Consider the following 25,326-nt stretch of genomic DNA (forward strand, 5'->3'; position numbering starts at 1 on the left):
TGCTACCATGGCGCCCTGCCCGACAGCGACGAGCGCCAAGATGTCCAACCCCCGCCCTACCCTGCCCGAACTGACCCGCTTCAATCAGCACTTTGCCGCGTGCATCGTGCCCCTATGGCAGGGGCCAGGTTGGAACACCGAGATGGCGTTGCCTTACGAGGCCCTGGACGCCGAGCATCAGCCGCTGCCGGTGCAGCGCTATCGGGCCATGGCTTGCGCACGCCAGTTGTACCTGTTCAGCAGCCGCATCGGTCAACCGGGCGCGGCCGAACGCGCCGCGGCATTGTTCCGCTCCTTGCAAAAGCACTTTCATGACCCCGAGCACGGTGGCTGGTTCTACAGCATCGACGCCCAGGGCAAACCGCTGGACCGACGCAAGGACCTCTATACCCACGCGTTCATCGTCTTCGCCTGCGCGCACTATTGGGGCCAGGTCCGCGACAGCCTGGTGGCCTCCACCCTGGCTGGTGCGCTGGACGTCATCGAGCATCGCTTTGCCCGGGATGATGGCTTGTACGAGGCCAGTCTGGGTGAAGACTGGGGCAACCTGGGCAGTGGCGCGCTGCAAAACCCGCAGATGCACCTGGCAGAGGCCTTCTTGCAGGTGTTGGCCGTGCGTGATGATCAGGCTGTGCAGCAATTGCTTCTACAGTTATGCACAGCGATGCAGGCCCACTTCATCGACCCTGCCCACGGGGTGATGCTGGAAAAGCCCCGGGGCACTGTGGATAACTGGTTCGAGCCGGGTCATCAGTTCGAGTGGTTCTATTTGCTGCACACTTCGCCGCTGCTGCGTGGGACGGCGTTGCATGCGTCCATTGAGCGGGGCTTTGTTTTTGCCGAGCACCATGGCGTGAAGGACGAGGCGGTGCTGGCGATGCTGGATGTGCAAGGGCATGTGCTGGATGCGACTCAGCGGATCTGGGCACAGGCCGAATACGCCAGGGCCCTGGCATTGCGCCCTGATGCAGATGTAAAGCTGCCCAAGCTGTTGCAGGCCCTGCAGGGGCGGTTCTTGCGGCAAGCGGGATGGTATGAATGCCGGGACGGGCAAGGCGATGTCAGCCGGCATGATATGCCGTCGACTACGCCTTATCATCTGGCCACCTGCCTGGAAGGGTTGAAGCGATTGGAGGGGTGAGGTCGGGGCCTGCAATGTTGTTACCGTAATGGGCAGTGAGGCTCAGATCCTGGAGCCGTCCAGGGCGCTGGCACGTTTTCGTCATTGGAATACGTACAACGGCGAGTGTTTCAAGAGCTGCCACGGTATCAAGTCTTTGACTTAATGGCGTCGTATGTCCGTACTGCTAATTGTGCTGCCCAATACTTGGAATATGACATAACCAAAGCTCAAAACTCTCTGCTTTTGCAACAGCAACTATAACTTCATCCCGTTAGTTAACGCTTGCACATTCCTTTAACACTCCTCAATCCTCATGTAGGAGCGGCCTCGCCGGGGCGCCGGCCCGGCCGCGATGGGCCGCGCAGCGGCCCCTAGATTTAAGCATTATCGCTGCTACTGGGGCCGCTGCGCGCCCCATCGCGGCACAAGGCCGCTCCTACACGGGATATGTATAGCGACAAGTTTAGACATTATTAGCCCCACTACAGACGCTGTTGATCTTGATCTTGATCTTGCTTTTGATCTTCGCGACTTCAGAAGGCCGAACGCAGGTCTTGCGGAGGGAGGTGACAGGCATGGATGCCTGTCAAGCGCTGGGCCCCAGGATGGGGCCTACAGCGCGGTCCTCCCGGGAGCAAGACCGGAGTGAGGGAACCCCGAAGCGCAGCGTAGGGGCCGTATGAACGGAGCGCAGCCTTTTTTGGTTACTTTTTGTGGCGTTTGACAAAAAGTAACTCGCCGTAAGGGCGAAAAGGTGATTAAGCGTCGCCATCGCAAATGGACTATGCGTCTCTATCAATACCCACACCAACCCATCGAACTTCAAACTTCAAAGCGTGGGCGCATATATCGAGTTGGTATTCATTGGCGCGGGTGGCGCACAGTCACCCTTCCGCCCTTACGGCGGCTCACTTTTTGTCTTGGCAAAAAGTAAGCAAAAACCGCCTGCTCCTATCATCCGGCCCCTACGCTCCGCTCCGGGGTCCCCTCGCTCCGGGCTTGCTCCCGGGAGGACCGCGCTGCAGGCCCCATCCTGGGGCCCAGCGCTTGACGGGCATCCATGCCCGTCACCTCCCTCCGCAAGCCCTGCGCTCGGCCTCCTGAAGTCGCGATCTGCTGCGCTTGGACTACCGCGCACTTAGAAGCAAAAGCCAAAGCAACGGCAACGGCAACGGCAACGGCAACGGCAACGGCAACGGTCATTCAGGTTCGCGAATAGCCCTTCCGAATGCGGCAGGATTTCGCCGGGGGTTCGCCCGTGGAGAAGAACTCAGTCATACACCCCGGTCAAAACCCCAAATTACCCCTTCGCCGAGCGATCAATAGAGAACCCAGCCCAGTCCTGGCTAACCGGCATCAACTCCAGGCTATTGATGTTGATATGCGCCGGCTGGTTGAGTATCCAGAAAATGGTCTCGGCAATGTCCTGCGGCTGGATCGGCTCGGCCCCCGCGTAGGTAGCATCGTACTTGGCCTGATCACCGCCAAACCGAACCAGCGAGAACTCGCTCTCGCACAAGCCAGGCTCGATGTTGCTCACCCGCACGCCAGTACCGCGCAAATCGCAGCGCAGGCTCAACGAGAACTGACCCACGAACGCCTTGGTACCGCCATAAACGTTACTGCCCGGATAGGGGTAATTACCCGCCACCGACCCCACGTTCAGAATGGATGCCCCCCGCCCGTGGGCGATCAAGCGGGGCAGCAGCAAGCGCGTGGTGTAGATCAGCCCCTTGATGTTGGTGTCGACCATGGTTTCCCAGTCGTCGAGGCTGCAGTGCTGTGCAGCGTCCACCCCCAGCGCCAACCCGGCGTTGTTGACCAGTGCGCGGAGCGTGTCGAAGCCCGCTGGCAACGTGGCGATGGCCTGTTCCATCGCCTGGCGATCACGCACATCCAGCACCAGGCCATGAACTTCGGTTTGCGCAGACAATTCGGCACACAAGGCATCCAGGCGGTCCTTGCGGCGCCCCGTGAGCACCAGCTTCCAGCCCGCCTCGGCAAACCGGCGGGCAGTGGCCTCGCCAAAGCCGGACGTGGCGCCTGTGATGAAGACGGTCGAAGTCATGCAGTGTTCCTCACGTAAGAGATCCTGGGTGAAACCGCAGCATGCCCGTGCCCGATGCGCCGGGCAAGTCGTCACGCGCACTGATCGTTTTTTGATCAACACACTGAAGGCCGCATATACACTGGGCTACAGCCACCTATGAGCACCTTATCCACAAGCCTTTCCCCGCCAATTGGGGGCAACTGCGGCACCAGGCGGAACCCTTTCAGCCTTACACGGTCTCGCCTGCCTTTTTCAACCGCGCCAATTCCTTTATCCCATGCCGCATCCAGACGTCTGTCCAACGCTTTTCCACAACCTTATCCACAGGCGTACGGGTTTATGACATCACCCTTGAAAAGTACTAGTCAGGTAGCGATATCGTCATGCAGCTAGATCCTGATCAAAAAACGATCAAGTCTATGGAGCCCCTGAATTCCTTGTCTTGGAGAAAGATGCCACCATGTTTTCCACAGGCACCTCCACACGAACGGTGGACTAAATCAGGCTGTGGGTAACAAAGGTTGGCCAGTCGCTTCGAGCCTGTGCATAAGCCCGAGGCCGTGGCAGTTGTCCACACCAGGCACCGCCTGGTGAAACGTGCAGGCCAGTCCCTTGAAGCGTTGACCAGCCCCGATTGACTCAGGGCTGGAACACCATCAGGGCTCAGTGCCCGCCCAAGTAAGCGCTGCGCACCTCTTCATTGACCAGCAACTCCTGGCCCGTACCCGTCATGCGTATCTGCCCGTTGACCATCACGTAAGCCCGGTCCGACAGCTTCAACGCGTGGTTGGCGTTCTGCTCGACCAGAAAGATGGTCATGCCCGTCTTGGCCAGCTCGCGCAGGGTGGCGAAGATTTGTTTGACGACGATGGGCGCCAGCCCGAGCGAAGGCTCATCCAGAAGCAGCAGCCGAGGCCGGCTCATCAAGGCGCGGGCGATGGCCAGCATCTGCTGCTCGCCCCCCGACATGGTCATGGCGCGCTGATTGCGTCGCTCCTTCAAACGTGGAAACAACGTATACATCCGCTGCATGTCCTCGTCGGCATGCTTGTCGCCGATGGGGATGGTGCCCATCATCAGGTTTTCTTCGACACTCATGTCCGGGAACACCCGCCGCCCTTCCGGCGACTGGGCGATGCCGTTGGCGGCAATGTAGTGCGAGGACTTGCGGGTGATGTCGGTGCCCCGGTAGATGATCTGGCCGGAAGCGGCGCGGGGCTGCCCGAAAATGGACATCAACAAGGTGGACTTGCCCGCCCCGTTGGCACCGATCAGGCTCACCGTCTCACCTTCGTCGATGTGCATGGACACCTGCTTCAGGGCCTGGATGGGGCCGTAGAACACATCCAGGTCCTTCAATTCCAGAATGGGTGCAGTCATATCAGCTCCTCTTCGTCGGCACCCAGATAGGCAGCGATCACTGTCGGGTTGTTGCGGATATCCTGAGGCGCGCCCTCGGCGATCACGTTGCCGTGGTCCAGCACGACGATGTGGTCGGAAATGCTCATGACCATGCCCATGTCATGCTCGATCAGCACCACGGTGATGTCATGCTCGTCGCGCAGGACCCGCACCATGCGGCTCAACGCTTCGGTCTCCTGAGGGTTCAAGCCCGCGGCAGGTTCGTCCAGGCAGATCACCTTGGGGCGGGTGCACATGGCACGGGCGATTTCCAGGCGTCGCTGCTGGCCGTAGGACAGTTCGCCGGCCAGGCGATTGGCGCAGTCGACCAGGTCCACCACCTCCAGCCAGTAGAAGGCATGGTCCAGCGCGTCGCTCTCGGCCTTGCGATACCCCTTGGTGTTGAGCACGCCAGCCAACAGGTTGCGGTTGACCCACATGTGTTGGGCCACCAGCAGGTTCTCGACGACAGACATCTCCTTGAATAGCCGGATGTTCTGGAACGTCCGGGCCAGACCGGCCCGGTTGACCAGGTGGGTGCCGCCGAACATCTTGTAGTACAGCCGGCTGGCGAACCGTGATGGCGAGACGAAGTCCGCCGCCTGGAAGCGCTCGCCCAGCAACTGAATGACGTTGGTATGGCTACCCCGTGCATTGAGCTCGATTCGTCCGCCGCTGGGCTTGTAGAAGCCGGTCAGGCAGTTGAACACCGTGGTCTTGCCTGCGCCATTGGGGCCGATCAGGGCGAAGATCTGATTGCGCCTGACTTTCAGGCTCACATCGCTGAGCGCCTTGATGCCACCGAACTGCATCATCAGGTGGTCTACCGAAAGAATGATGTCGTCGCTCATGGCGCCACTCCTTTACGCGGGGTCACACCGGACCGGCTGATGCGGATCAGCCCGCGCGGTCGCCAGATCATCATCAGCACCATCAGCACCCCAAACAGCAGTACCCGATACTCGGAGAAGCTGCGCAGCAGTTCTGGCGCAACGGTGAGCACGAACGCGGCAATCACCACGCCGACCGTCGAGCCCATGCCGCCCAGTACGACGATGGCCAGGATCAGCGCTGACTCGAAGAAGGTGAACGAGGACGGGTTGACGAAGCCTTGGTAGGTGGCGAAGAACACCCCCGCCAGCCCCGCAGTCGAGGCGCCCAGGGTAAACGCCGAGAGCTTGACCAGCACATGATTGAGCCCCATGGAGCGGCAGGCGATCTCGTCTTCGCGCAGGGCCTCCCATGCTCGACCTACCGGCATGCGTGTCAGCCTGTGCTTGATGTACAGCACGGCCAGCACCACCAAAAACAGCACCGCGTAGATGAACACGAACTTGAGATTGGGGTTGTAATCGATACCCATGAACTCGTGGATGGGCACGCCCCCGTCCTTGGCCCGCCGACCGAACTCCAGGCCGAGGAACGTCGGCGCCGGGGCCGGCATGCCATTCGGCCCACCGGTGAACGACAGCCAGTTGTTGAGCACCAGGCGAATGATTTCGCCAAAACCCAGGGTGACGATGGCCAGGTAATCACCGTGCATGCGCAACACTGGAAAGCCCAGGATGCACCCGGCCAGCGCTGCGGCAATGGCCGCCAGGGGCAGCACGCTCCAGAAGCCAAGCCCCAGGTACTGGTAGCCCAGCGCCAGGCCATAGGCACCGATGGCATAGAACGCGACATAACCCAGGTCCAGCAGCCCGGCCAGGCCAACCACGATATTCAGGCCGAGACCAAGCAGCACATAGATCAGCCCGAGGATCACCACCGTCAGCAGGTACTTGTTGGCAAAGATCGGGAAGACGATGGCGATCACGATGAGCGCAGGAATGATGTAGCGCAGCCGCGACTTGTAGTCCGGCGGGTTCACATGCACGCCTGAACCGCCATTGTCGAAGCCTTGCAGCATGCGCCGACCGGCAGCGGTTTGCAGGTAAAGGCTGAGCAGGAAGCGCCCGAGCATCACGCCGCCGACCAGCCACGCCACACGCCGCGGTTCGGCGTTGAAGCTGTAGCCGTCGAGCACCACACCGACGACCGGGCCGAACACGATGAGCGCCAGCAGCCCTGCAACCAGGGTTTCCACTACGCTGCGCTTGAGATCGAAACCTGTCTTTTGGGGAACGGATACGGATTTGGCAACGGACATGGTCACACCTTAGCCACGAGTGGGCGACCCAGCAGGCCTTGGGGGCGGAAGATAAGGATCAGTACCAGCAGCGAGAAGCTGAATACGTCCTTGTAGTCCGAGTTGATCAGCCCGGAGAACAGCGATTCGGAGATGCCGAGGATGATGCCGCCGAGCATGGCGCCAGGCAGTGAGCCGATGCCACCGAGCACTGCAGCGGTGAAGGCCTTGATGCCGATGATGAAGCCGGCATAGAAGTCGAAGGTGCCGTAGTTCATGGTGATCAGTACGCCGGCCAGCGCCGCCATCACGGCACCGATGACGAACACGTAGGAAATTACCCGGTCGGTGTTGATGCCCAGGATCGACGCCATCTTGCGGTCCTGCTGGGTCGCGCGGCACATGCGCCCGAGCTTGGTGTACTTGATCACGTAGGTCAGCAGGCCCATGCCAACGAAGGCCGCCACCAGGATAAAGATCTTGGTGTAGGTCAGTTGCACGAAACCGCTGCCCACCTCGACGCGCCAGGCGCCTTCAAGCAGGGTAGGTACCCCCTGTTGCCGCGCACCTTGGCTGATCTGCGCGTAGTTCTGCAGGATCAGGGAAATGCCGATGGCGCTGATGAGCGGCGCCAGGCGGGTGGAGTTGCGCAAGGGTTTGTAAGCGATGCGCTCGATGGTGAAGCCGTATACCCCGGTCACCACAATGGTGAACAACAAGGTGCCCAACATCAGCAGGGGGAAGGATTCGACGCCGAAATAGGCCAGCAATGCCAGGCTGATCGCCGCCAGGTAGGCGGAAATCATATACACCTCGCCGTGCGCGAAGTTGATCATGCCGATGATGCCATAGACCATTGTGTAGCCGATGGCGATCAGGCCGTAGACCGACCCGAGGGTCAGGCCGTTGACCAGTTGCTGCAGGAAAATACCATCCATAACGCAATCTCACCTGATCGAGATCGCACCGGTGCTGCCCACGCAGGGCCCGGTACCAGGCAGCCATGGCGCTGCAGCACTGTGCTGATCTTCGGATAAAGACGGGTACCGCGGGGCCCGGCCCCGGAGCTTGCGCCCGGGGCCTGGAGCCGTTGTTATTGTTGTTTTTCCAGCTGGTGGTACTTGCCGTCCTTGTCCCACTGGTAGACCACATAGTCCGACACCGTCAGGTCACCCTTGCTGTCCCACTTCTTCTCACCCATTACCGTCTGCACAGGGTTGGCCTTCAACCACTTGGCCGCGTCTTCGCCCTTGTTGGACTTGGCGCCGTTGAACGCGGCCGCCAGTGCCTGCAACGAGGCATAGGCGTAGAGGGTGTAGCCTTCGGGCTCGGTGCCGCCTTTACGGAATTCCTCGACCACCGCCTTGCTGTCCGGCAATTGACGCGGGTCGGCGCCAAAGGTCATGTAGACGCCATCGACGTACTGCGCCCCGCCTGCCGTGGACACCAGTTCGTCGGTGACGATGCCGTCGTCGGACATGAACCTCACGTCCTTGAGCCCTTGCTCACGCAGCTGACGTACCAGGGGGCCGGCCTCCGGGTGCAGGCCACCGAAATAGACCACGTCGGCGCCGGTGGAGCGGATCTTGGTGACGATGGCGCTGAAGTCTTTCTCGCCTCGAGTCAGGCCCTCGTACAGCACGGGCTTGACGCCGCGTTTTTCCAGTTGTGCCTTGGTCGCATCGGCCAACCCCTGGCCGTAGGTGTCCTTGTCGTGCAATACGGCCACTTTCTGGCCCTTGAGTACATCGACGATATAGTTGCCGGCGACGACGCCCTGCTGGTCGTCACGCCCGCACATGCGGAACATGGCCGACAGCCCGCGCTCGGTGACCTGCGGGTTGGTCGAGCCTGGCGTGATGGCGATGACGCCTGCTTCGTCGTACACCTCGGATGCCGGAATGGTATTGGAGGAGCAGAAATGCCCTACCACGCCAATGACCTTGTCCTGGTCAACCAGCCGGTTCGCCACAGACACGGCCTGCTTGGGTTCGCAGGCGTCGTCGCCTTTGACCAGCACGATCTTCTCGCCATTGACCCCACCGGCTGCGTTGATCTTGTCAGCCGCTGCCTGCGCACCTTTCATGTATTGCTCGCCAAACGCTGCGTTGGCACCGGTCATCGGGCCTGCGACACCGATCTTGACGTCGGCCTGTACATACGAAGAAACACCCAGGGCCGTGGCAACGGCCAGGGCCAGGAAACCTTTCTTGTAAAACGTCTGCGACATGAGGTGGTGCTCCTAGAGTTTTTTTGATTGGCACTACAACGACTCAGCCCTGTGCTCTGAGCAAGGGCCGTGCCATTAGATTCGCATCATCTTCAAACCCCACCGTGCATATCGTGGCGGGCGGGCACTGCCCGTTTCTTTATTGAGCGTGCAACCGTCTATCCCACCTCTGGTAGCACCGATTATCGCGGCGCAGGGCTACCGCACCGTCAGGGTGTTGCAACTGGCGCACAGGCCAATGGGCAACCGACCTGTAACAATTAACGTCACCGAACTGCACACCGCTGGTGCGTGACTGCTACAGCCCGCACCGTAACTACACTCGACACGCAACGTAACGCCGTCCGGTTTGGCCGGTACGACACCGTATTCAGATTCTTCTGAAAGGTTTCGCGCTGCTTCGCCGCAGGGTCGGCGTCGCAATCACATCGGCATGTCAAAGACTGGCACAATGACCGCCTATTGCCGTTTCTGGAGCCACCCTGATGAGCGAGAGCGCATTCGCCGAGCGCATCGTGCATAACCTGCTCGACACCGATTTCTACAAGCTCACCATGATGCAGGGCGTGCTCCACAACTACCCTGACGCCGATGTCGAATGGGAGTTTCGCTGCCGCAATGGCGAGGACCTGCGTCCCTACCTGCACGACATTCGCCAGCAACTCGAACAGCTTGCCGAACTGACGCTGGATAACGGCCAACTCGCCTTCCTGGAGCGCATCAGCTTTCTCAAGCCCGATTTCCTGCGCTTTCTAAGGTTGTTCCGCTTCAACCTGCGCTACGTGCACCTGGGTATCGACGACGGTCAGCTGGTGCTGCGCCTCAAGGGGCCGTGGCTGCATGTGATCCTGTTCGAAGTGCCTCTGCTCGCCATCATCAGCGAGGTGCGCAACCGTTCGCTGCACCCGCACATGCGCCTGGCCGCTGCCCGGGATCAGCTTTACCGTAAATTCGATTGGCTGCGCGCCAACGCCAGCACCGATGAACTGGCCGAAATGCAGGTCGCTGACTTTGGTACCCGCCGGCGTTTCTCCAGCCGCGTGCAGGAGGACGTGGTGCGCGTGTTGCGCGATGACTTCCCGGCCCGCTTCGTCGGGACCAGCAACGTGGACCTGGCCTGGAAGCTCGACATCAAGCCGCTGGGCACCATGGCTCATGAATGGATCATGGCCCACCAACAGCTGGGCCCGCGGTTGATCGACAGCCAGATCGCCGCGCTCGATTGCTGGGTGCGTGAATACCGAGGGTTGCTGGGCATCGCCTTGACCGACTGCGTGACCATGGATGCTTTCCTGGGCGATTTCGACCTGTACTTCGCCAAGCTCTTCGATGGGCTGCGCCACGACTCCGGCGACCCTGTGCTCTGGGCCGAAAAAGCCATTGCTCACTATCAGCACCTGGGCATCGATCCGATGACCAAGACGCTCGTGTTTTCCGATGGGCTGAACCTGCCACGGGCGCTGGAAATCTTCCGTGCCCTGCGTGGTCGCATCAACGTAAGCTTCGGTATCGGCACCAACCTGACCTGCGACATTCCGGGCGTAACGCCAATGAGCATCGTGCTGAAGATGACCGATTGCAACGGCGCACCGGTGGCCAAGATTTCAGACGAAGCGGCCAAGACCCAGTGTCGTGACGAAAACTTCGTCACTTACCTACGTCACGTTTTCAAAGTTCCCAGCAAGGAGTAACCCCATGCAAGCGGTTCAGCAAGAGATTGCCCAGGCACTCAAGGTACAACCGCCGTTCGCCGACGCTGCCGCCCTCGAGGCCGAAGTGACCCGGCGGGTAGCGTTCATCAAGGACTGCCTGGCCAATGCAAGGCTCAAGACCCTGGTACTGGGCATCAGCGGCGGCGTCGATTCGCTTACCGCAGCCCTGCTCGCCCAGCGCGCGATCAACGAGTTGCGTGAAGAAACCGGTGACAAGGGCTACACCTTCATCGCCGTGCGCCTGCCCTATCATGTCCAGCACGATGAGCATGATGCACAGGCGTGCCTGGAGGTCATCAAGCCGGACGAGACGCATACCATCGACATCGCCCCGGCCGTCAAGGCACTGGCAGGCGAAACGCAGGCGTTGAAAAACGGCTCGCCCACGCTTGTGGATTTCGTGGTGGGTAACATCAAAGCCAGGATGCGCATGGTTGCCCAGTACACCATCGCAGGCGCGCGCGCAGGTCTGGTGATCGGCACCGACCATGCGGCCGAAGCGGTCATGGGCTTTTATACCAAGTTCGGCGACGGCGCCTGCGACCTGGCGCCGCTCAGTGGCCTGGTCAAGCATCAGGTACGCGCCATCGCGCGGCATTTTGGAGCGCCGGAGTCACTGGTGGAGAAAGTGCCTACCGCTGACCTCGAAGACCTCGACCCGGGCAAGCCAGACGAAGCAGCGCATGGGGTCACCTACCAGCAAATCGATGCATTCCTGCATGGCCAGGAAATCGATCAAGCCGCTTTCGATGTCATCGTTGCCAATTACCGCAAGACCCAGCACAAGCGCGAACTGCCGTTCGCCCCTTGAATACGCAACTGGGGCCGCGTTGCGGCCCCAGTTCGTGTTCTAGCGCGCGGTCAAATCACTTGACCACGACTTTGCCCTTCATCATCGAGATATGGCCTGGGAAGGTGCAGAAGAAGCTGTAGTCGCCGTCTGCTGCAAGCTTGGTGGCGTCGAACGTCACTTCGGTTTCCTTCTCTGGCGCGCCGATCATCTTGGTATGGGCGATGATGGCGGCGTTGTCAGCCTTGATGTAGTCCTTTTCCAGACCCTGGCTCATGCCTTCGGTGGCAATGCCCGGCATGTCGGCCGTCTTGCTGATAACCAGGTTATGGCCCATGACGTTCTTCGGCATGCTGCCGGAGTGAGTGAGTTTGACGGTGAATTCCTTACAGCTCTTGTCGACCGTGATTTCCTTGGTGCTGAAGGACATCTGGTCAGTCGAATCGACAGTTACCGAGCACTCGGCTGCGAAGACAGAGGCGCTGGCGAGGGTCAGCAGGGATACCGCTACAGCTTTCGCAAACATCGTGAATCTCCTTGGCAGGGTTTTATCAACAGCGAGACTGCCTGAAACCGTCCAGCCCCTGGGTGACGTGCGTCAAGGGGATGTCAATGGGCCAGCCAGTTGAATTGTTCAATGGATTGTATACAACCAATCTAAGGGCACATCATGCCCTTTTAATAGACGATGGGACAACCTCTCATTTAGGAGCAGTACCAAATGCCCATGTCCAGTTTCTTGAACAGCCTGCTCGCTGCCTATGCCCACGCTGCCACAGGCGCGATCTGCGAGTTCTCGCGCCCCGAGTGATGCCCGGAATGATGTCGATGTGCAGTGATCGAGTAACCGGTAGTCGCTGAAGGAGGGGCCGCCAGGCGGCCCGGGGTTTCAGCGTGGAATGACTGGCTGACGCGGCTTTTTCCCGCCTTTGCCACCCTTGGCCGACTCCTTGCGCTCCTTGGCCGCTTGCTGGTTGCGGGCGAACGCCTCCGCCTTGGCCTTCTCGCGCTTGTCCCATGGCTTGCTGCCATCGCTGGCGCGCGGCGGCAGGCCGGAATGCTGGGTCAGGATCTTCTGATCCTTGCCCACCTTGTGGCTACCGGCTGGCGTCGAGTTCTTGCGCCGGGCGCTCTGGTAGGTATCGGATTGCGGCTGGTGCAACGGGATCAGCTGATGCTTGCCTGGCCCGATCAGGTCGGCACGCCCCATGCGCTGCAGCGCCTCGCGCAGCATTGGCCAGCCCTTGGGGTCGTGGTAACGCAAGAACGCCTTGTGCAAGCGACGCTGCTCGTCGCTCTTGACGATGTCCACGCCCTCGCTCTTGTAGGTCACCTTGCGCAACGGGTTCTTGCCCGAGTGGTACATGGCGGTGGCCGACGCCATCGGCGAGGGGTAGAACGCCTGCACCTGGTCGGCACGGAAACCGTTGCCCTTGAGCCACAAGGCCAGGTTCATCATGTCTTCGTCGGTGGTGCCGGGGTGCGCCGCGATGAAGTACGGGATCAGGTACTGCTCCTTGCCTGCCTCCTTGGAGAACTTCTCGAACATGCGCTTGAAGCGGTCATAGCTGCCAATGCCCGGCTTCATCATCTTGTCCAGCGGGCCACGCTCGGTGTGCTCGGGGGCGATCTTGAGGTAGCCGCCCACGTGGTGGGTTACCAGCTCCTTGACGTACTCCGGCGATTCCACCGCCAAGTCGTAGCGCAGGCCCGAGGCGATGAGGATTTTCTTCACGCCTGGCAGCGCACGGGCCTTGCGATACAGCTCGATCAACGAGCTGTGGTCGGTGTTCAGGTTCTCGCAGATGCCCGGGAACACGCACGAAGGCTTGCGGCAATGCTTCTCGATTTCCGGGCTCTTGCAGGCGATACGGTACATGTTGGCGGTGGGGCCGCCGAGGTCCGATACCACGCCAGTGAAGCCGGGCACTTTGTCGCGCATCTCCTCGATCTCGTTGAGGATCGATTCGTGCGAGCGGTTCTGAATGATGCGCCCTTCGTGCTCGGTGATCGAGCAGAACGTACAGCCGCCGAAGCAGCCGCGCATGATGTTGACCGAGAAGCGGATCATCTCATAGGCCGGGATGCGCTCCTTGCCATAGGCCGGGTGCGGTACGCGCGCATAGGGCATGCCGAACACGTAGTCCATTTCCTCGGTGCTCATGGGAATGGGCGGTGGGTTGAACCACACGTCCACCTCGCCATGTTTCTGCACCAAGGCGCGGGCGTTGCCTGGGTTGGTCTCCAGGTGCAGCACACGGTTAGCGTGCGCATACAGGACCGGGTCGTTACGCACCTTTTCGAACGACGGCAGGCGAATCACCGACTTCTCACGCGTCACGCGCGGGCTGTCGAGGATCTGCACCACCTTGGCTTCGTTCGGGTCTTCCTGGTCGCCCTTGGCTTGTTCGATGGCGCAGGCCTGGGTGTCCTGGGTGTTGACGTACGGGTTGATGATCTTGTCGACACGCCCCGGACGATCGATACGGGTAGAGTCGATTTCGAACCAGCCGTCAGGGGTGTCCCGCCGCACGAAGGCCGTGCCACGCACGTCGGTGATCGATTCGATCTTCTCGCCGTTGGACAGCCGTTGCGCCACCTCGACCACGGCACGCTCGGCGTTGCCGAACAGGAGGATATCGGCGCTGGCGTCGATCAGGATCGAGTGGCGCACCTTGTCCTGCCAATAGTCGTAGTGCGCGATGCGGCGCAACGAGGCCTCGATGCCGCCCAGCACGATGGGCACGTGCTTGTAGGCTTCCTTGCAACGCTGGCTGTACACCAGGCTGGCACGGTCAGGCCGGCTGCCCGCCAGGCCGCCCGGGGTGTAGGCGTCGTCGGAACGGATCTTCTTGTCGGCGGTGTAGCGGTTGATCATCGAGTCCATGTTGCCGGCAGCCACACCGAAGAACAGGTTGGGCTCGCCAAGCTTCATGAAGTCGTCTTTGGACTGCCAGTTCGGCTGGGCGATGATGCCCACGCGAAAACCCTGGGCTTCCAGCAACCGGCCAATGATGGCCATGCCAAACGACGGATGGTCGACGTAGGCGTCGCCGGTCACGATGATGATGTCGCAGGAATCCCAACCGAGCAGATCCATCTCCTCCCTGCTCATTGGCAGGAAAGGTGCTGGCCCGAAGCATTCGGCCCAGTACTTGGGATAATCGTAAAGTGGTTTGGCTGCTTGCATATCAGTGACCGGCTCTGGTGTGCAGGGAAATCGCGGGCGCGGAGAATAGCACAAATTTTAACCAAATCCGACTGTCTTCGTGGGAATTGGCAAGCGTGCGACGGTTGGGGCGTGACGCCTTGTGGGGCACGTTCGCCCCACGATTCAGGTAAGAAGGTGCGTCTGGTGAAGCAGGATCAGGCGTTATTCATCGTCGTCGAAGTTATACATCCCCGGCGCCAAGTTCTCGAAACGGGTGTACTTGCCGATGAACGCCAGGCGCACAAAGCCAATTGGCCCGTTACGCTGTTTGCCGATGATGATTTCCGCCACGCCTTTGTGCTCGGTTTCGGGGTGATACACCTCGTCGCGGTACACGAACATGATGACGTCGGCGTCCTGCTCGATTGCACCGGATTCACGCAAGTCGGAGTTCACCGGGCGTTTGTTCGGGCGCTGCTCCAGAGAGCGGTTGAGCTGCGAGAGGGCAATGACCGGGCAATTGAATTCCTTGGCCAGGGCTTTGAGCGACCGGGAGATTTCGGAAATCTCGTTCGTGCGGTTGTCACCCGAAGAACCAGGAATCTGCATCAGCTGCAGGTAATCGACCATGATCATGGCGATCTCACCGTGCTCGCGTGCCAGGCGTCGGGTGCGCGCGCGCATCTCCGATGGGCTGATGCCGGCGGTGTCATCGATGAACAACTTGCGGTCGTTTAGCAGGTTCACCGCCGACGTGAGGCGTGGCCAGTCGTCGTCGCTCAATTGACCGGAGCGCACCTTGGTCTGGTCGATACGACCCAGTGAGGACAGCATACGCATGACCAGCGATTCGCCTGGCATTTCCAGCGAAAACACCAGCACGGCCTTGTCGGTACGCAACACGGCGTTTTCCACCAGGTTCATGGCGAACGTGGTTTTGCCCATCGAAGGCCGGCCCGCCACGATGATCAGGTCGGCCGGCTGAAGGCCGCTGGTTTTCTCGTCCAGGTCGGTATAACCGGTGGAGATACCGGTGATGTCGCTGTCGGAGTTGAACAAGGTGTCGATGCGGTCGATGGCCATGGTCAACAGGTCGTTGACCCCTACCGGGCCGCCTGTCTTGGGCCGCGCCTCGGCGATCTGGAAGATCTGCCGCTCGGCGTCGTCGAGGATTTCCGCCGCATCACGGCCTTGCGGGTTGAACGCATTGTCTGCGATGTCGGTACTGATGCTGATCAGCTGCCGCAGCGTGGCCCGCTCGCGAATGATCGCGGCATAAGCCTTGATGTTGGCCACCGAAGGCGTGTTCTTGGCCAATTCGGCCAGGTATGCCAGGCCACCGACCTGCGTCGACAAGCCTTCCTTGTCGAGCTGCTCGTGCAGCGTCACCACATCGAACGGCTGGTTGGCGTCAGCCAACTTGTGCACGGCACGGAAGATCAACCGGTGGTCATGCCGGTAGAAGTCACCGTCCGACACCTGATCCAGCACCCGCTCCCAGGCGTTGTTGTCCAGCATCAGACCACCGAGCACGGCCTGTTCGGCCTCGATGGAATGCGGCGGCACTTTCAGGGCTGCGGTTTGCAGGTCGAGCTGTTCGGAGGTAGTGATCTCGTTCATGGCCACGAAAGAATTCTGGAGGATGAAAAAGACAAAGGGCACGGCCTGTCGAAGACAGGACCGTGCCCGATGTTAACCGGCTGACACCTGACGGGCCAGCCAGTCAGCGCAGCTTAGGCAGCTACGACGACCACACGTACGGTGGCTTCAACGTCGCTGTGCAGGTGCACGGCTACGTCGTATTCGCCAACCTGACGGATGGTGCCGTTCGGCAGACGAACTTCAGCCTTGGCCACTTCAACGCCGGAGGCGGTCAGGGCGTCAGCGATGTCGTGGGTGCCGATCGAACCGAACAGCTTACCTTCGTCGCCAGCGGTGGCAGTGATGGTCACTTCCAGCTCGGCCAGTTGGGCAGCGCGGCTTTCAGCCGACGATTTACGGTCTGCAGCTGCTTTTTCCAGCTCGGCGCGACGCTCTTCGAACGCAGCCAGGTTGGCGGCGTTGGCAACGGTAGCCTTGCCGAATGGCAGCAGGAAGTTACGGCCGTAACCAGCCTTAACTTTTACTTTATCGCCCAGGTTGCCCAGGTTGGCGACTTTTTCCAGCAGGATCAGTTCCATTTGGTAAAACCTCTTAACTTTTAACCTTCACCGTTCGCGGAGTCATTCCCTTTGGGGGACTTGCGACCGCGAAAATCAATCAGGCTGTCGACAATGGCCAGGACCACCAGCAACGGGTAAATCAGCTGCATGATCAGCGGCAGCGTCACGTACATCCCTACTAGCCAGAAACCGGCCAGTCGGCCCTGCGCCACAAGCCCATGCATCAAAGCGATGCCGGCCAGCACCAGTACCAGGCTCGAAGCCGATGCCAGGATGATGAACTGCGGCCCGATGAACGGGGCCACCACCATCACTGCCACCAGGGCCACCATGGTCTGTTTCGGCAGCTTCAGGGCACGAAACTCGTGACCGAAGCCTCCAGGGTTGTACAACGCTGCCTGCCAATAACGCGCCAGCACCAGGGCCAGCACGCAGAACAACTGCACTGTCACGGCTGTGGAAGTGACCAGCAATGGGCGGATCACTTCACCGGAGAGTACCGGCTGCCCTTCGACTTGCGGCATGGCTTCGGCAAACGCCTTGGCCAGCGCATCGAAGGTAGGGGCCAGCGCCAGATCAAGCACGAGGCTGAACGCCACGGCGAACACGGCACTGACCACCAACACCCGACTCCAGGGATGCTCGGCCCGCAACAGGCCGGCAAGTGCCAGGGCACCCGCGATCACCATGAAGGTGATCGGATCGCCCATGACCCAAACGGCCAACCCTGCCAGCAAGCCGCCAGCGATGACCGTTGAAGCATCCTTGAACCCGCGTCGCAGCAGCACAAGGCTGCCGGCAGCGGCACTCAACCAGAACAGCAGCGGCAATACCGCGCTGATGACCACCACGAGGGTGGCCTGCACACGACCGCGCATGATGAAACTTGCTAACGCTCGCATGCTAATCCCTTACTGCTTGTCGACGACCCGGTCTCAGCGGCCGTGGCTGTCGGTGTAGGGCAGCAGGGCCAGGAAGCGGGCGCGCTTGATAGCGGTAGCCAGCTGACGCTGATAACGAGCTTTGGTACCGGTGATACGGCTTGGAACGATCTTGCCGGTTTCGGATACGTAAGCTTTCAGGGTGTTGAGATCTTTGAAGTCGATCTCTTTCACGTCTTCAGCAGTGAAGCGGCAGAATTTACGACGACGGAAGAAACGTGCCATTTAATAGGCTCCTCTAAAGGTCCGTGGATTACTCGTCAGCGTTATCGCTGGAGTCGCTGTCATTGCTGTCGTCGCCTTCGGCGGACTCGGCATGCTCAGGACGCTCGCGACGCTCACGGCGCTCGCTGCGGTTTTCTTCAGCCTTCAGCATCTCGGACTGACCGGTAACGGCTTCGTCGCGACGGATGACAAGGTTACGGATAACGGCATCGTTGTAGCGGAAGTTGTCTTCCAGCTCGGCCAGGGCCTTGCCGGTGCACTCAACGTTCAGCATCACGTAGTGAGCCTTGTGAACATTGTTGATTGCATAGGCCAGTTGACGACGGCCCCAATCTTCCAGGCGGTGGATCTTGCCACCATCTTCTTCGATCAGCTTGGTGTAACGCTCAACCATGCCGCCGACTTGCTCGCTCTGGTCCGGGTGAACCAGGAAGATGATTTCGTAATGACGCATGAATGCTCCTTACGGGTTAGTAGTCTGCCAGCGAATCTGGTCAGACAAGGAGTGAATGACACTGGTGTGTCTTGCCAGGGAGTAGAGGCACATGCGCACCTGCCAGCTCGGCAAGGGGCGCAATTGTAGAGAAGGCCAGACAGACAAGCAAGGCAATTGGCGATTATTTGAACAACCGGAAACACTTCGACGCGGCATCTGTCGCGTCGCGGGTACAGCGGCCCGTGCAGGATCCGTTCAAGCGGGCACGTGCCGGCCAAAAGACCGGCACGGTCATGGGATCAACCCTTGGCCTGGCGCTGGCGCACGGCCTCGAACAGGCACACGCCAGTGGCCACGGACACGTTCAGGCTGCTGACGCTGCCGCTCATCGGCAGCTTCACCAGAAAGTCGCAGTGCTCGCGGGTCAGCCGGCGCATGCCCTTGCCTTCGGCGCCCATGATCATCACCAGCGGGCCGGTCAGGTCCTGCTGGTAGATTTCCTGCTCGGCTTCGCCGGCGGTTCCCACCACCCACAGGCCACGCTGCTGCAGCTTCTCAAGCGTACGCGCAAGGTTGGTCACGGCCACCAGCGGGATCACCTCGGCTGCTCCGCACGCGACCTTGCGCACCACAGGCGTCAGGGTCGCCGATTTGTCCTTGGGCACGATCACGGCCGTTGCGCCCGCTGCATCAGCGGTACGCAGGCAGGCACCAAGGTTGTGCGGGTCGGTCACCCCGTCCAGCACCAGGATCAGAGGCGGGGTTTCAGTGCGCTCGAGCAACTCCTCGAGCATGAGCTCACCCCAGACCTGGCTGGGGCTCACCTCGGCGACCACGCCCTGGTGCACGCCTTCGACCCAGGCGTCCAACTCGCGGCGCTCGGCTTGACCCACAGCTACGCGGTTCTCGGCGGCCAAGGCCAGCAGCGCTTGCAGGCGCGGCTCGCTGCGGCCCTCCGACAGCCAGATCTGCTTGACCCGCTTCGGATGGTGCTGCAACAGCGCCTGTACCGCGTGAACGCCGTAGATCTTTTCCAACTGACTCATGAATTGCTCTTGCTCTTGCGTGATGCGCCGGATTTCGACGGCCCTTTACGGTGCTTGGTAGGCTTGCCAGACGTCTTGCTGCCCTTGTCCGACTTGCTGCTGCCGTGGCTGGTACTGCGGGCCTCGGTCATCAGCGCCTTTTTCATTTCGCGGCTCTTGCGCACCTCGGCGTTGCGCTGCATGGCGTCCTTGGGGAAGTACGCCTCGGAGGCTTCGCTCTTGCGGCTGCGCGGCTTGGGCGTGCCCTGGCCTTCTCTTGCTCCGGTGCTTGCTCGGTCGGGGCAGCGGCAGCAGGTGTACCGCGTTGCTTGCGACCGATCGGAGCGGCCAGGGTGGCGTCGGCCACTTCGAAGTCGATCTTGCGCTCGTCCAGGTCCACGCGCATGACCTTGACCTCGATCGTGTCACCCAGGCGGAAGCTGCGGCCAGTGCGTTCGCCCGACAGACGATGATGCACCGGGTCGAAGTGGTAATAGTCGCCCGGCAGCGCACTGACGTGCACCAGACCCTCGACGTAGATGTCGGTCAGCTCGACGAACAGGCCGAAACCTGTCACCGCCGTGATCACACCCGGGAACGTCTCGCCCACGCGGTCCTTCATGTACTCGCACTTGAGCCAGTTGACCACGTCACGTGTGGCTTCGTCGGCCCGGCGTTCGGTCATCGAGCATTGCTCGCCCAGTTGCTCGAGGGTGTTCTCGTCGTACGGGTAGATACGCGCCTTGGGAATGCTCATGGCACCGGCACGCTTGACGTGTGGGGTATCGACCTTGGAGCGGATGACGCTGCGGATGGCGCGGTGGACCAGCAAGTCAGGGTAACGACGGATCGGCGAGGTGAAGTGAGTGTACGCCTCGTAGTTCAGGCCGAAGTGGCCGTTGTTGTCGGTGCTGTACACCGCCTGGCTGAGCGAACGCAGCATCACGGTCTGGATCAGGTGGAAGTCCGGGCGGGCGGCGATGCTCGCCAGCAGTGCCTGGTAGTCCTTGGGCGACGGGTCCTTGCCCTTGTGCAGTGACAGCCCCAGCTCACCCAGGAAAGCACGCAGCTTTTCCAGGCGCTCCGGTGGCGGGCCATCGTGCACCCGGTACAGGGCCGGCACACCGTGCTTTTGCAGAAACTCTGCCGTGGCCACGTTGGCGGCCAGCATGCATTCCTCGATCAGCTTGTGCGCATCGTTGCGCACGGTCGGGCGAATTTCCGCGATCTTGCGGTCTTCGCCGAAGACGATGCGAGTTTCCTGGGTCTCGAAGTCAATGGCACCGCGGGTGTGCCGGGCATCGAGCAGGACCTTGTACAGGTTGTAGAGGTTCTTCAGGTCCGGGACGACTTCCTTGTATTCCTCGCGCAGCGCCTTGCCTTCACGGGTGCGTGAATGCTCGAGCATGCTGCTGACCTTGTTGTAGGTCAGGCGGGCGTGAGAGTGGATGACCCCTTCATAGAACTGGTAGTCGACCATCTGCCCGGCCTTGTTCATGGTCATTTCACAGACCATGGCCAGGCGATCGACGTGCGGGTTCAACGAGCACAGGCCGTTGGACAATTCCTCGGGCAGCATGGGCACCACACGCTCGGGGAAGTACACCGAGTTTCCGCGCTGCTGGGCTTCCACATCCAGCGCCGAGCCCAGGCGGACGTAGCTCGACACGTCGGCGATCGCCACATAAAGGCGCCAGCCGCCGGAGAACATCCGCAGCTTGCCCAGGGGTTCGCAGTAAACGGCGTCGTCGAAGTCGCGCGCGTCCTCGCCGTCGATGGTCACGAAGGGCAGGTGGCGCAGGTCGACGCGCTTTTCCTTGTCCTTGTCTTCGACTTCAGAGCGGAACTTGCGGGCCTCCTTGATCACATCCTTGGGCCAGACGTGCGGGATATCGTAGCTGCGCAGGGCAACGTCGATTTCCATGCCCGGCGCCATGTAGTTGCCGACCACTTCCACCACATCGCCTTGCGGCTGGAAACGCGCCGTTGGCCAATGGGTGATCTTGATCTCGACGAACTGGCCGATCTTCGCGCCACCGTTACGCCCGGCCGTGACCAGCACTTCCTGCTGGATCTTCGGGTTGTCAGGGGTCACGTAACCGATGCCGCCTTCCTCGAAGTAGCGGCCTACCACGCTTTCATGGGCGCGGGAGACGACCTCGACCAAGGCGCCTTCGCGGCGACCACGGCGGTCGACGCCGGACACACGCGCCAGGGCGCGGTCGCCATCGAACACCAGGCGCATCTGCGACGGGCTCAGGAACAGGTCTTCGCTACCGTCGTCGGGAATGAGGAAGCCGAAGCCGTCGCGGTGGCCGGAGACGCGGCCGCAGATGAGGTCCAGCTTGTCCACCGGGGCATAGGTGCCGCGCCGGGTATAGATAAGCTGGCCGTCGCGCTCCATGGCCCTGAGGCGGCGGCGCAGTGCTTCGATCTGGTCTTCTTCGTGCAGACCGAACTCTGCCGCCAGCTCCTCGCGCGCGGCCGGTTCGCCACGGTCGGCAAGGCGCTGCAGGATCAGCTCACGGCTGGGAATGGGGTTGTCGTATTTTTCCGCTTCGCGAGCGGCCTCGGGATCGAGGGATTGCCAATCGGCCATCAGAAGGGGTTCACCTTGGGGTATATAGATAGGAATTCTGGCATAGGCGTATTGAAACCGGAAATGTCAGCCTTGGACAGCCCCCTGAGGAGCGCCCGGCGAGCGGCAATAGGCCCATGAAATCAACAAGTTGAATTTTTTGAGATTTTTTTTGATCGAGGGCTTTACAGCCCCCGAGGGCATCCGTATAGTGCGCACCACGACGACGGACAACCCCGAAGTTGTAGTAGAGATGAGCGGCGCTGTAAAGCATCTTTTATCTCGAATGTGTGCCCAGGTGGCGGAATTGGTAGACGCGCTGGTTTCAGGTATCAGTGGCTTAACGGCCGTGGAAGTTCGAGTCTTCTCCTGGGCACCAAAATTTTCAAGTAATAGATGACCAAGGATCTGTTACTACTGTGTGAAGCGAACAATAGTCGCCTTCATCAGATGATGTAAAGCTTTGCCCAGGTGGCGGAATTGGTAGACGCGCTGGTTTCAGGTATCAGTGACTTAACGGTCGTGGAAGTTCGAGTCTTCTCCTGGGCACCATACAAAAACCCACTAGCTTGCTAGTGGGTTTTTTCTTGCCTGAAATTTAGCATCATGGCCCCGCCCTTCCGTGTTTTCGGCGTTGTGCAAGATGGCGCACAAAACCCAACGCCTCGCCCTTTCCGACGCGTGCATAGCCCCAAGCACCCCGCTCAATGAATTTATCGTCACCTCGCCACATGAGAAACGATTTCGTTTACCATTGTTTCCAAATATGTAGCCGTAAGCGAGGAAGTACCCGCATGACGATCCGCCCGCAACCGCTGATGCGCACCCTGGCCGCCGCCGTGTTGAGCCTGGTCATCGGCGCTCCGGCCGCCATGGCAGATGCGCCGGTCACCTTGACCATGTACAACGGTCAGCACAAGGAAATCGGCGAGGCCATCGCCAAGGCTTATGAAGCCAAGACCGGCATCCATATCAATATCCGCAAGGGCAGCAGCAACCAGCTGGCCAGCCAGATCATCGAAGAAGGCGAGCGCTCGCCGGCCGACATCATCTATACCGAAGAGTCGCCACCCCTGAATAACCTGGGTGAGCTGGGCCTGCTGGCAAAGATCGATGATGCCACGCTCAACATGCTGCCCAAGGAATATGTCGCCGCCAACGGTACCTGGATGGGCGTGACCGCGCGGACCCGGGTGGTGGTGTACAACCCCAAGAAAATCGACGAGAAGGACCTGCCGACCACGGTCATGGACTTCGCCAACCCTGAATGGGACGGGCGCGTTGGCTTCGTACCCACCAGCGGGGCCTTCCAGGAGCAGGCGGTAGCCATCCTGAAGATGCATGGCCGCGAAGCAACGGAAGAATGGCTGACCGGCCTGAAGGCATTCGGCAAGACCTACACCAACAACATGGTCGCCCTCAAGGCCGTGGAGAAAGGTGAAGTGGGCGCGGTGCTGGTCAACAACTACTACTGGTACGCCCTGGAGCGCGAGCGCGGCAAGCTTGACTCCAAGCTGTACTACCTGGCCGATGGCGACGCCGGCAACCTGGTGACCATTTCGGGTGCCGCGGCCGTGAAGGCCAGCAAGCACCCCAAGGAAGCCCAGGCATTGCTCAACTGGATGGCCAGCGAAGAAGGCCAGCGCGTGATCACCCAGACCACGGCCGAATACCCACTGCACAAGGGCATGGTTTCCGATCGCGGCCTGAAGCCGTTCGACGAGTTGCGCCCGCCCAAGATCACGCCGGCCGACCTCGGCAATGCCGAAGAAGCCCTTGAGCTTGAGCGTGAGGTCGGTCTGCTCTGATGACTGCCGCCCTGACCCAGCCGGTGCCGGTACGTTTCGTACCGCGCCGCAAGCGCCCCTCGATCTGGGTGGTGCTGCCCGTGCTTTTCCTGGTGGCGATGAGCGTACTGCCATTGCTCTACGTGGCCATCAAAGCCTGGGAAGCCGGCTGGCGAGAGGCGCTGTACCTGTTGTGGCGCCCCTACGTATGGGGGCTGATGCGCAACACCCTGCTGCTGATGGTCGGGGTTACGCTGACCTGTATGGTCGTAGGCCTGGCGCTGGCATGGCTGCTGGAACGCAGCGACCTGCCCGGGCGCAGGTTGTGGGGGGTGGTGCTGTGCCTGCCCTTTGCCGTGCCGTCGTTCGTCAGCAGCTTTACCTGGGTTTCGCTAAGCTCGGACTTCGAAGGCTTGGGCGGCGCCATTCTGGTAATGGCCCTGTCCAAGTACCCGCTGATCTTCCTCCCGGTGGCGGCCACTTTACGCAACCTGGACACCTCCCTTGAGGAGTCGGCGCGCACATTGGGTTGCAGCCGCTGGAGCGTGTACCGGAAAGTCACCCTGCCCTTGCTGTGGCCGTCGATGCTGGGTGGCGCCCTGCTGATCGCCCTGCACATGCTCGTGGAGTTCGGCGCACTGTCGATTCTGGGCTTGCAGACATTCACCACCGCCATCTACCAGCAGTTCGAGCTGGAATTCAGCAACGCCAACGCGGCCATGTTGTCCGCCGTGCTGTTGGCCATGTGCTTGATCATGCTGTGGCTGGAACTGCGGGTACGTGGCAAGGCACGGCATGTACGCATTGGCCAGGGCGTGGCACGCCGCGCTCAACCTGTAAAGCTGCGTGGCTGGGCGATACCTGCTCAAGTGTTCTGCCTGGGCCTGGCCGTATTGGGCAGCGGTATTCCATTGGCCATGCTCGGTTACTGGCTCAGTGTGGGTTCATCCGCAGCGTTCCCCATTGCGGATATTTCCAGGGCACTGTTCACATCGCTGTCCGTGTCGCTAGGCGGCGCCGGTTTCTGCGTCGTGCTGGCTCTGCCGATCAGCTTCCTGGTGGTGCGCTACAAGGGGCGCTTGGCCATCTGGGCAGAACGCCTGCCCTACCTGTTGCATGCCCTGCCCGGGCTTGTCATTGCCCTGACGCTGGTGTTCTTTGCCCTGCACTACGTGCCGGCGCTGTACCAGACCACGGCGTTACTGCTTCTGGCCTATGCACTGCTGTTCCTGCCTTTGGCCCAGTCGCCCGTGCGCACGGCCTTGAACAAGGCATCCCCTACGCTGGAAGAGGCGGCACGCACCCTGGGTGCAAGCAGCTTTGCCGCGTTCTGCAAAGTGACCCTGCCGATCATCTTCCCGGCGATGGCAGCGGCCTTCGCCCTGGTGTTTCTGGACGCCATGAAGGAATTGACGGCAACGTTGCTGCTCAGTCCTACCGGCATGACGACCCTTGCCACCGAAGTCTGGGCACACACGGCCAATGTCGAGTTCGCAGCGGCGGCACCCTATGCGGCGCTGCTGATCGTGGTTTCAGGGTTGCCGGTGTATTTGCTGACAACGCGGATGTACCTGAACCGCGCGTGAT

Annotated in this window: 19 protein-coding genes, 2 tRNA genes and 1 pseudogene; 7 read left to right on the top strand and 15 right to left on the bottom strand. The window is 60.8% G+C overall.

All coding sequences use genetic code 11. The features are described from left to right. Window positions 1-40: 40 nt before the first annotated feature. Window positions 41-1,141, top strand: coding sequence for an AGE family epimerase/isomerase (locus PFU01S_RS08880; protein ID WP_028687185.1), 1,101 nt, complete (start codon window positions 41-43; stop codon window positions 1,139-1,141). A gap of 1,282 nt (window positions 1,142-2,423) precedes the next feature. On the opposite strand, the gene PFU01S_RS08885 is transcribed toward PFU01S_RS08880, so the two are convergent. The 6 genes from PFU01S_RS08885 to PFU01S_RS08910 all read right to left on the bottom strand — a co-directional run bounded on the left by PFU01S_RS08885 (window position 2,424) and on the right by PFU01S_RS08910 (window position 8,932). Next, entirely contained in the window at window positions 2,424-3,191 is a 768-nt protein-coding gene (locus PFU01S_RS08885; RefSeq protein WP_027913938.1) for an SDR family oxidoreductase, read from the bottom strand. A 645-nt stretch (window positions 3,192-3,836) separates the two neighbouring features. Next, window positions 3,837-4,553 carry an ABC transporter ATP-binding protein gene (locus PFU01S_RS08890; protein WP_023532899.1) on the bottom strand — a complete coding sequence of 239 codons (717 nt, stop codon included), beginning with the start codon at window positions 4,551-4,553 and terminating at the stop codon, window positions 3,837-3,839. Continuing rightward, a complete protein-coding gene (locus tag PFU01S_RS08895) occupies window positions 4,550-5,425 on the bottom strand; it encodes an ABC transporter ATP-binding protein (protein ID WP_023532980.1) in 876 nt (291 codons plus the stop codon). Before PFU01S_RS08895 ends, PFU01S_RS08890 begins: the two co-directional genes overlap by 4 nt. After that, window positions 5,422-6,723, bottom strand: a complete 1,302-nt coding sequence (gene livM / locus PFU01S_RS08900; RefSeq protein ID WP_023532919.1) for a high-affinity branched-chain amino acid ABC transporter permease LivM — start codon at window positions 6,721-6,723, stop codon at window positions 5,422-5,424. Before livM ends, PFU01S_RS08895 begins: the two co-directional genes overlap by 4 nt. 2 nt (window positions 6,724-6,725) lie before the next feature. Next, a complete protein-coding gene (locus tag PFU01S_RS08905) occupies window positions 6,726-7,640 on the bottom strand; it encodes an ABC transporter permease subunit (protein ID WP_023533025.1) in 915 nt (304 codons plus the stop codon). 155 nt (window positions 7,641-7,795) lie between these two features. After that, window positions 7,796-8,932 (bottom strand): branched-chain amino acid ABC transporter substrate-binding protein, encoded by a 1,137-nt coding sequence (locus PFU01S_RS08910; RefSeq protein ID WP_023532927.1) that lies wholly within the window; start codon window positions 8,930-8,932, stop codon window positions 7,796-7,798. Between the two features lie 485 nt (window positions 8,933-9,417). On the opposite strand from PFU01S_RS08910, the gene pncB reads away from it, so the two are divergent. Both pncB and nadE read left to right on the top strand, forming a co-directional pair. Continuing rightward, window positions 9,418-10,623, top strand: a complete 1,206-nt coding sequence (pncB, locus tag PFU01S_RS08915; RefSeq protein ID WP_027913940.1) for a nicotinate phosphoribosyltransferase — start codon at window positions 9,418-9,420, stop codon at window positions 10,621-10,623. Window positions 10,624-10,627: 4 nt separating this feature from the next. After that, complete coding sequence (gene nadE / locus PFU01S_RS08920) at window positions 10,628-11,455, top strand: NAD(+) synthase (protein ID WP_028687883.1); 828 nt, start codon at window positions 10,628-10,630, stop codon at window positions 11,453-11,455. A 55-nt stretch (window positions 11,456-11,510) separates the two neighbouring features. Here the strand turns inward: nadE and azu are convergent, their stop codons facing one another. The 9 genes and pseudogenes from azu to rnr form a co-directional block, all read right to left on the bottom strand. Further along, window positions 11,511-11,960, bottom strand: a complete 450-nt coding sequence (gene azu, locus PFU01S_RS08925) for an azurin (protein WP_028687882.1) — start codon at window positions 11,958-11,960, stop codon at window positions 11,511-11,513. A 363-nt stretch (window positions 11,961-12,323) separates the two neighbouring features. Beyond that, complete coding sequence (locus PFU01S_RS08930; protein WP_027913943.1) at window positions 12,324-14,624, bottom strand: YgiQ family radical SAM protein; 2,301 nt, start codon at window positions 14,622-14,624, stop codon at window positions 12,324-12,326. Window positions 14,625-14,807: 183 nt separating this feature from the next. After that, a complete protein-coding gene (gene dnaB / locus PFU01S_RS08935; protein ID WP_023532900.1) occupies window positions 14,808-16,205 on the bottom strand; it encodes a replicative DNA helicase in 1,398 nt (465 codons plus the stop codon). Window positions 16,206-16,318: 113 nt separating this feature from the next. After that, complete coding sequence (gene rplI, locus PFU01S_RS08940; protein WP_012316464.1) at window positions 16,319-16,765, bottom strand: 50S ribosomal protein L9; 447 nt, start codon at window positions 16,763-16,765, stop codon at window positions 16,319-16,321. Between the two features lie 20 nt (window positions 16,766-16,785). Next, window positions 16,786-17,649, bottom strand: a complete 864-nt coding sequence (locus PFU01S_RS08945) for a hypothetical protein (RefSeq protein WP_023533001.1) — start codon at window positions 17,647-17,649, stop codon at window positions 16,786-16,788. Between the two features lie 33 nt (window positions 17,650-17,682). After that, window positions 17,683-17,913, bottom strand: coding sequence for a 30S ribosomal protein S18 (gene rpsR, locus PFU01S_RS08950; RefSeq protein ID WP_003249563.1), 231 nt, complete (start codon window positions 17,911-17,913; stop codon window positions 17,683-17,685). A gap of 28 nt (window positions 17,914-17,941) precedes the next feature. Continuing rightward, window positions 17,942-18,367 carry a 30S ribosomal protein S6 gene (gene rpsF, locus PFU01S_RS08955; protein ID WP_021783885.1) on the bottom strand — a complete coding sequence of 142 codons (426 nt, stop codon included), beginning with the start codon at window positions 18,365-18,367 and terminating at the stop codon, window positions 17,942-17,944. 281 nt (window positions 18,368-18,648) lie between these two features. After that, window positions 18,649-19,395, bottom strand: coding sequence for a 23S rRNA (guanosine(2251)-2'-O)-methyltransferase RlmB (rlmB, locus tag PFU01S_RS08960; RefSeq protein ID WP_027913944.1), 747 nt, complete (start codon window positions 19,393-19,395; stop codon window positions 18,649-18,651). Continuing rightward, a pseudogene (gene rnr, locus PFU01S_RS08965) lies at window positions 19,392-21,973 on the bottom strand (ribonuclease R). The gene rlmB and the pseudogene rnr overlap by 4 nt, the downstream one beginning before the upstream one ends. Before the next feature lie 271 nt (window positions 21,974-22,244). Here rnr and PFU01S_RS08970 point away from each other — a divergent pair. From PFU01S_RS08970 to PFU01S_RS08985, 4 genes are all read left to right on the top strand, one after another. Beyond that, window positions 22,245-22,331, top strand: a tRNA-Leu gene (locus PFU01S_RS08970). Window positions 22,332-22,417: 86 nt separating this feature from the next. Continuing rightward, window positions 22,418-22,504, top strand: a tRNA-Leu gene (locus PFU01S_RS08975). Between the two features lie 242 nt (window positions 22,505-22,746). Further along, the gene (locus tag PFU01S_RS08980) at window positions 22,747-23,760 is read left to right on the top strand and encodes an extracellular solute-binding protein (RefSeq protein WP_027913946.1); all 1,014 of its coding nucleotides are present in this window, start codon (window positions 22,747-22,749) and stop codon (window positions 23,758-23,760) included. Beyond that, the gene (locus PFU01S_RS08985; RefSeq protein ID WP_027913947.1) at window positions 23,760-25,325 is read left to right on the top strand and encodes an ABC transporter permease; all 1,566 of its coding nucleotides are present in this window, start codon (window positions 23,760-23,762) and stop codon (window positions 25,323-25,325) included. The genes PFU01S_RS08980 and PFU01S_RS08985 overlap by 1 nt, the downstream gene beginning before the upstream one ends. Window position 25,326: the final 1 nt, after the last annotated feature.

Source organism: Pseudomonas fulva NBRC 16637 = DSM 17717, from assembly GCF_000730565.1.
GTDB classification, from domain to species: domain Bacteria; phylum Pseudomonadota; class Gammaproteobacteria; order Pseudomonadales; family Pseudomonadaceae; genus Aquipseudomonas; species Aquipseudomonas fulva.

Excerpts from the sequence above, each read along its gene's own strand:
- PFU01S_RS08880 (WP_028687185.1), top strand. The coding sequence starts at position 41 with ATGTCCAACCCCCGCCCTACCCTGCCCGAACTGACCCGCTTCAATCAG.
- PFU01S_RS08885 (WP_027913938.1), bottom strand. The coding sequence starts at position 3,191 with ATGACTTCGACCGTCTTCATCACAGGCGCCACGTCCGGCTTTGGCGAG.
- PFU01S_RS08890 (WP_023532899.1), bottom strand. The coding sequence starts at position 4,553 with ATGACTGCACCCATTCTGGAATTGAAGGACCTGGATGTGTTCTACGGC.
- PFU01S_RS08895 (WP_023532980.1), bottom strand. The coding sequence starts at position 5,425 with ATGAGCGACGACATCATTCTTTCGGTAGACCACCTGATGATGCAGTTC.
- livM (WP_023532919.1), bottom strand. The coding sequence starts at position 6,723 with ATGTCCGTTGCCAAATCCGTATCCGTTCCCCAAAAGACAGGTTTCGAT.
- PFU01S_RS08905 (WP_023533025.1), bottom strand. The coding sequence starts at position 7,640 with ATGGATGGTATTTTCCTGCAGCAACTGGTCAACGGCCTGACCCTCGGG.
- PFU01S_RS08910 (WP_023532927.1), bottom strand. The coding sequence starts at position 8,932 with ATGTCGCAGACGTTTTACAAGAAAGGTTTCCTGGCCCTGGCCGTTGCC.
- pncB (WP_027913940.1), top strand. The coding sequence starts at position 9,418 with ATGAGCGAGAGCGCATTCGCCGAGCGCATCGTGCATAACCTGCTCGAC.
- nadE (WP_028687883.1), top strand. The coding sequence starts at position 10,628 with ATGCAAGCGGTTCAGCAAGAGATTGCCCAGGCACTCAAGGTACAACCG.
- azu (WP_028687882.1), bottom strand. The coding sequence starts at position 11,960 with ATGTTTGCGAAAGCTGTAGCGGTATCCCTGCTGACCCTCGCCAGCGCC.
- PFU01S_RS08930 (WP_027913943.1), bottom strand. The coding sequence starts at position 14,624 with ATGCAAGCAGCCAAACCACTTTACGATTATCCCAAGTACTGGGCCGAA.
- dnaB (WP_023532900.1), bottom strand. The coding sequence starts at position 16,205 with ATGAACGAGATCACTACCTCCGAACAGCTCGACCTGCAAACCGCAGCC.
- rplI (WP_012316464.1), bottom strand. The coding sequence starts at position 16,765 with ATGGAACTGATCCTGCTGGAAAAAGTCGCCAACCTGGGCAACCTGGGC.
- PFU01S_RS08945 (WP_023533001.1), bottom strand. The coding sequence starts at position 17,649 with ATGCGAGCGTTAGCAAGTTTCATCATGCGCGGTCGTGTGCAGGCCACC.
- rpsR (WP_003249563.1), bottom strand. The coding sequence starts at position 17,913 with ATGGCACGTTTCTTCCGTCGTCGTAAATTCTGCCGCTTCACTGCTGAA.
- rpsF (WP_021783885.1), bottom strand. The coding sequence starts at position 18,367 with ATGCGTCATTACGAAATCATCTTCCTGGTTCACCCGGACCAGAGCGAG.
- rlmB (WP_027913944.1), bottom strand. The coding sequence starts at position 19,395 with ATGAGTCAGTTGGAAAAGATCTACGGCGTTCACGCGGTACAGGCGCTG.
- PFU01S_RS08980 (WP_027913946.1), top strand. The coding sequence starts at position 22,747 with ATGACGATCCGCCCGCAACCGCTGATGCGCACCCTGGCCGCCGCCGTG.
- PFU01S_RS08985 (WP_027913947.1), top strand. The coding sequence starts at position 23,760 with ATGACTGCCGCCCTGACCCAGCCGGTGCCGGTACGTTTCGTACCGCGC.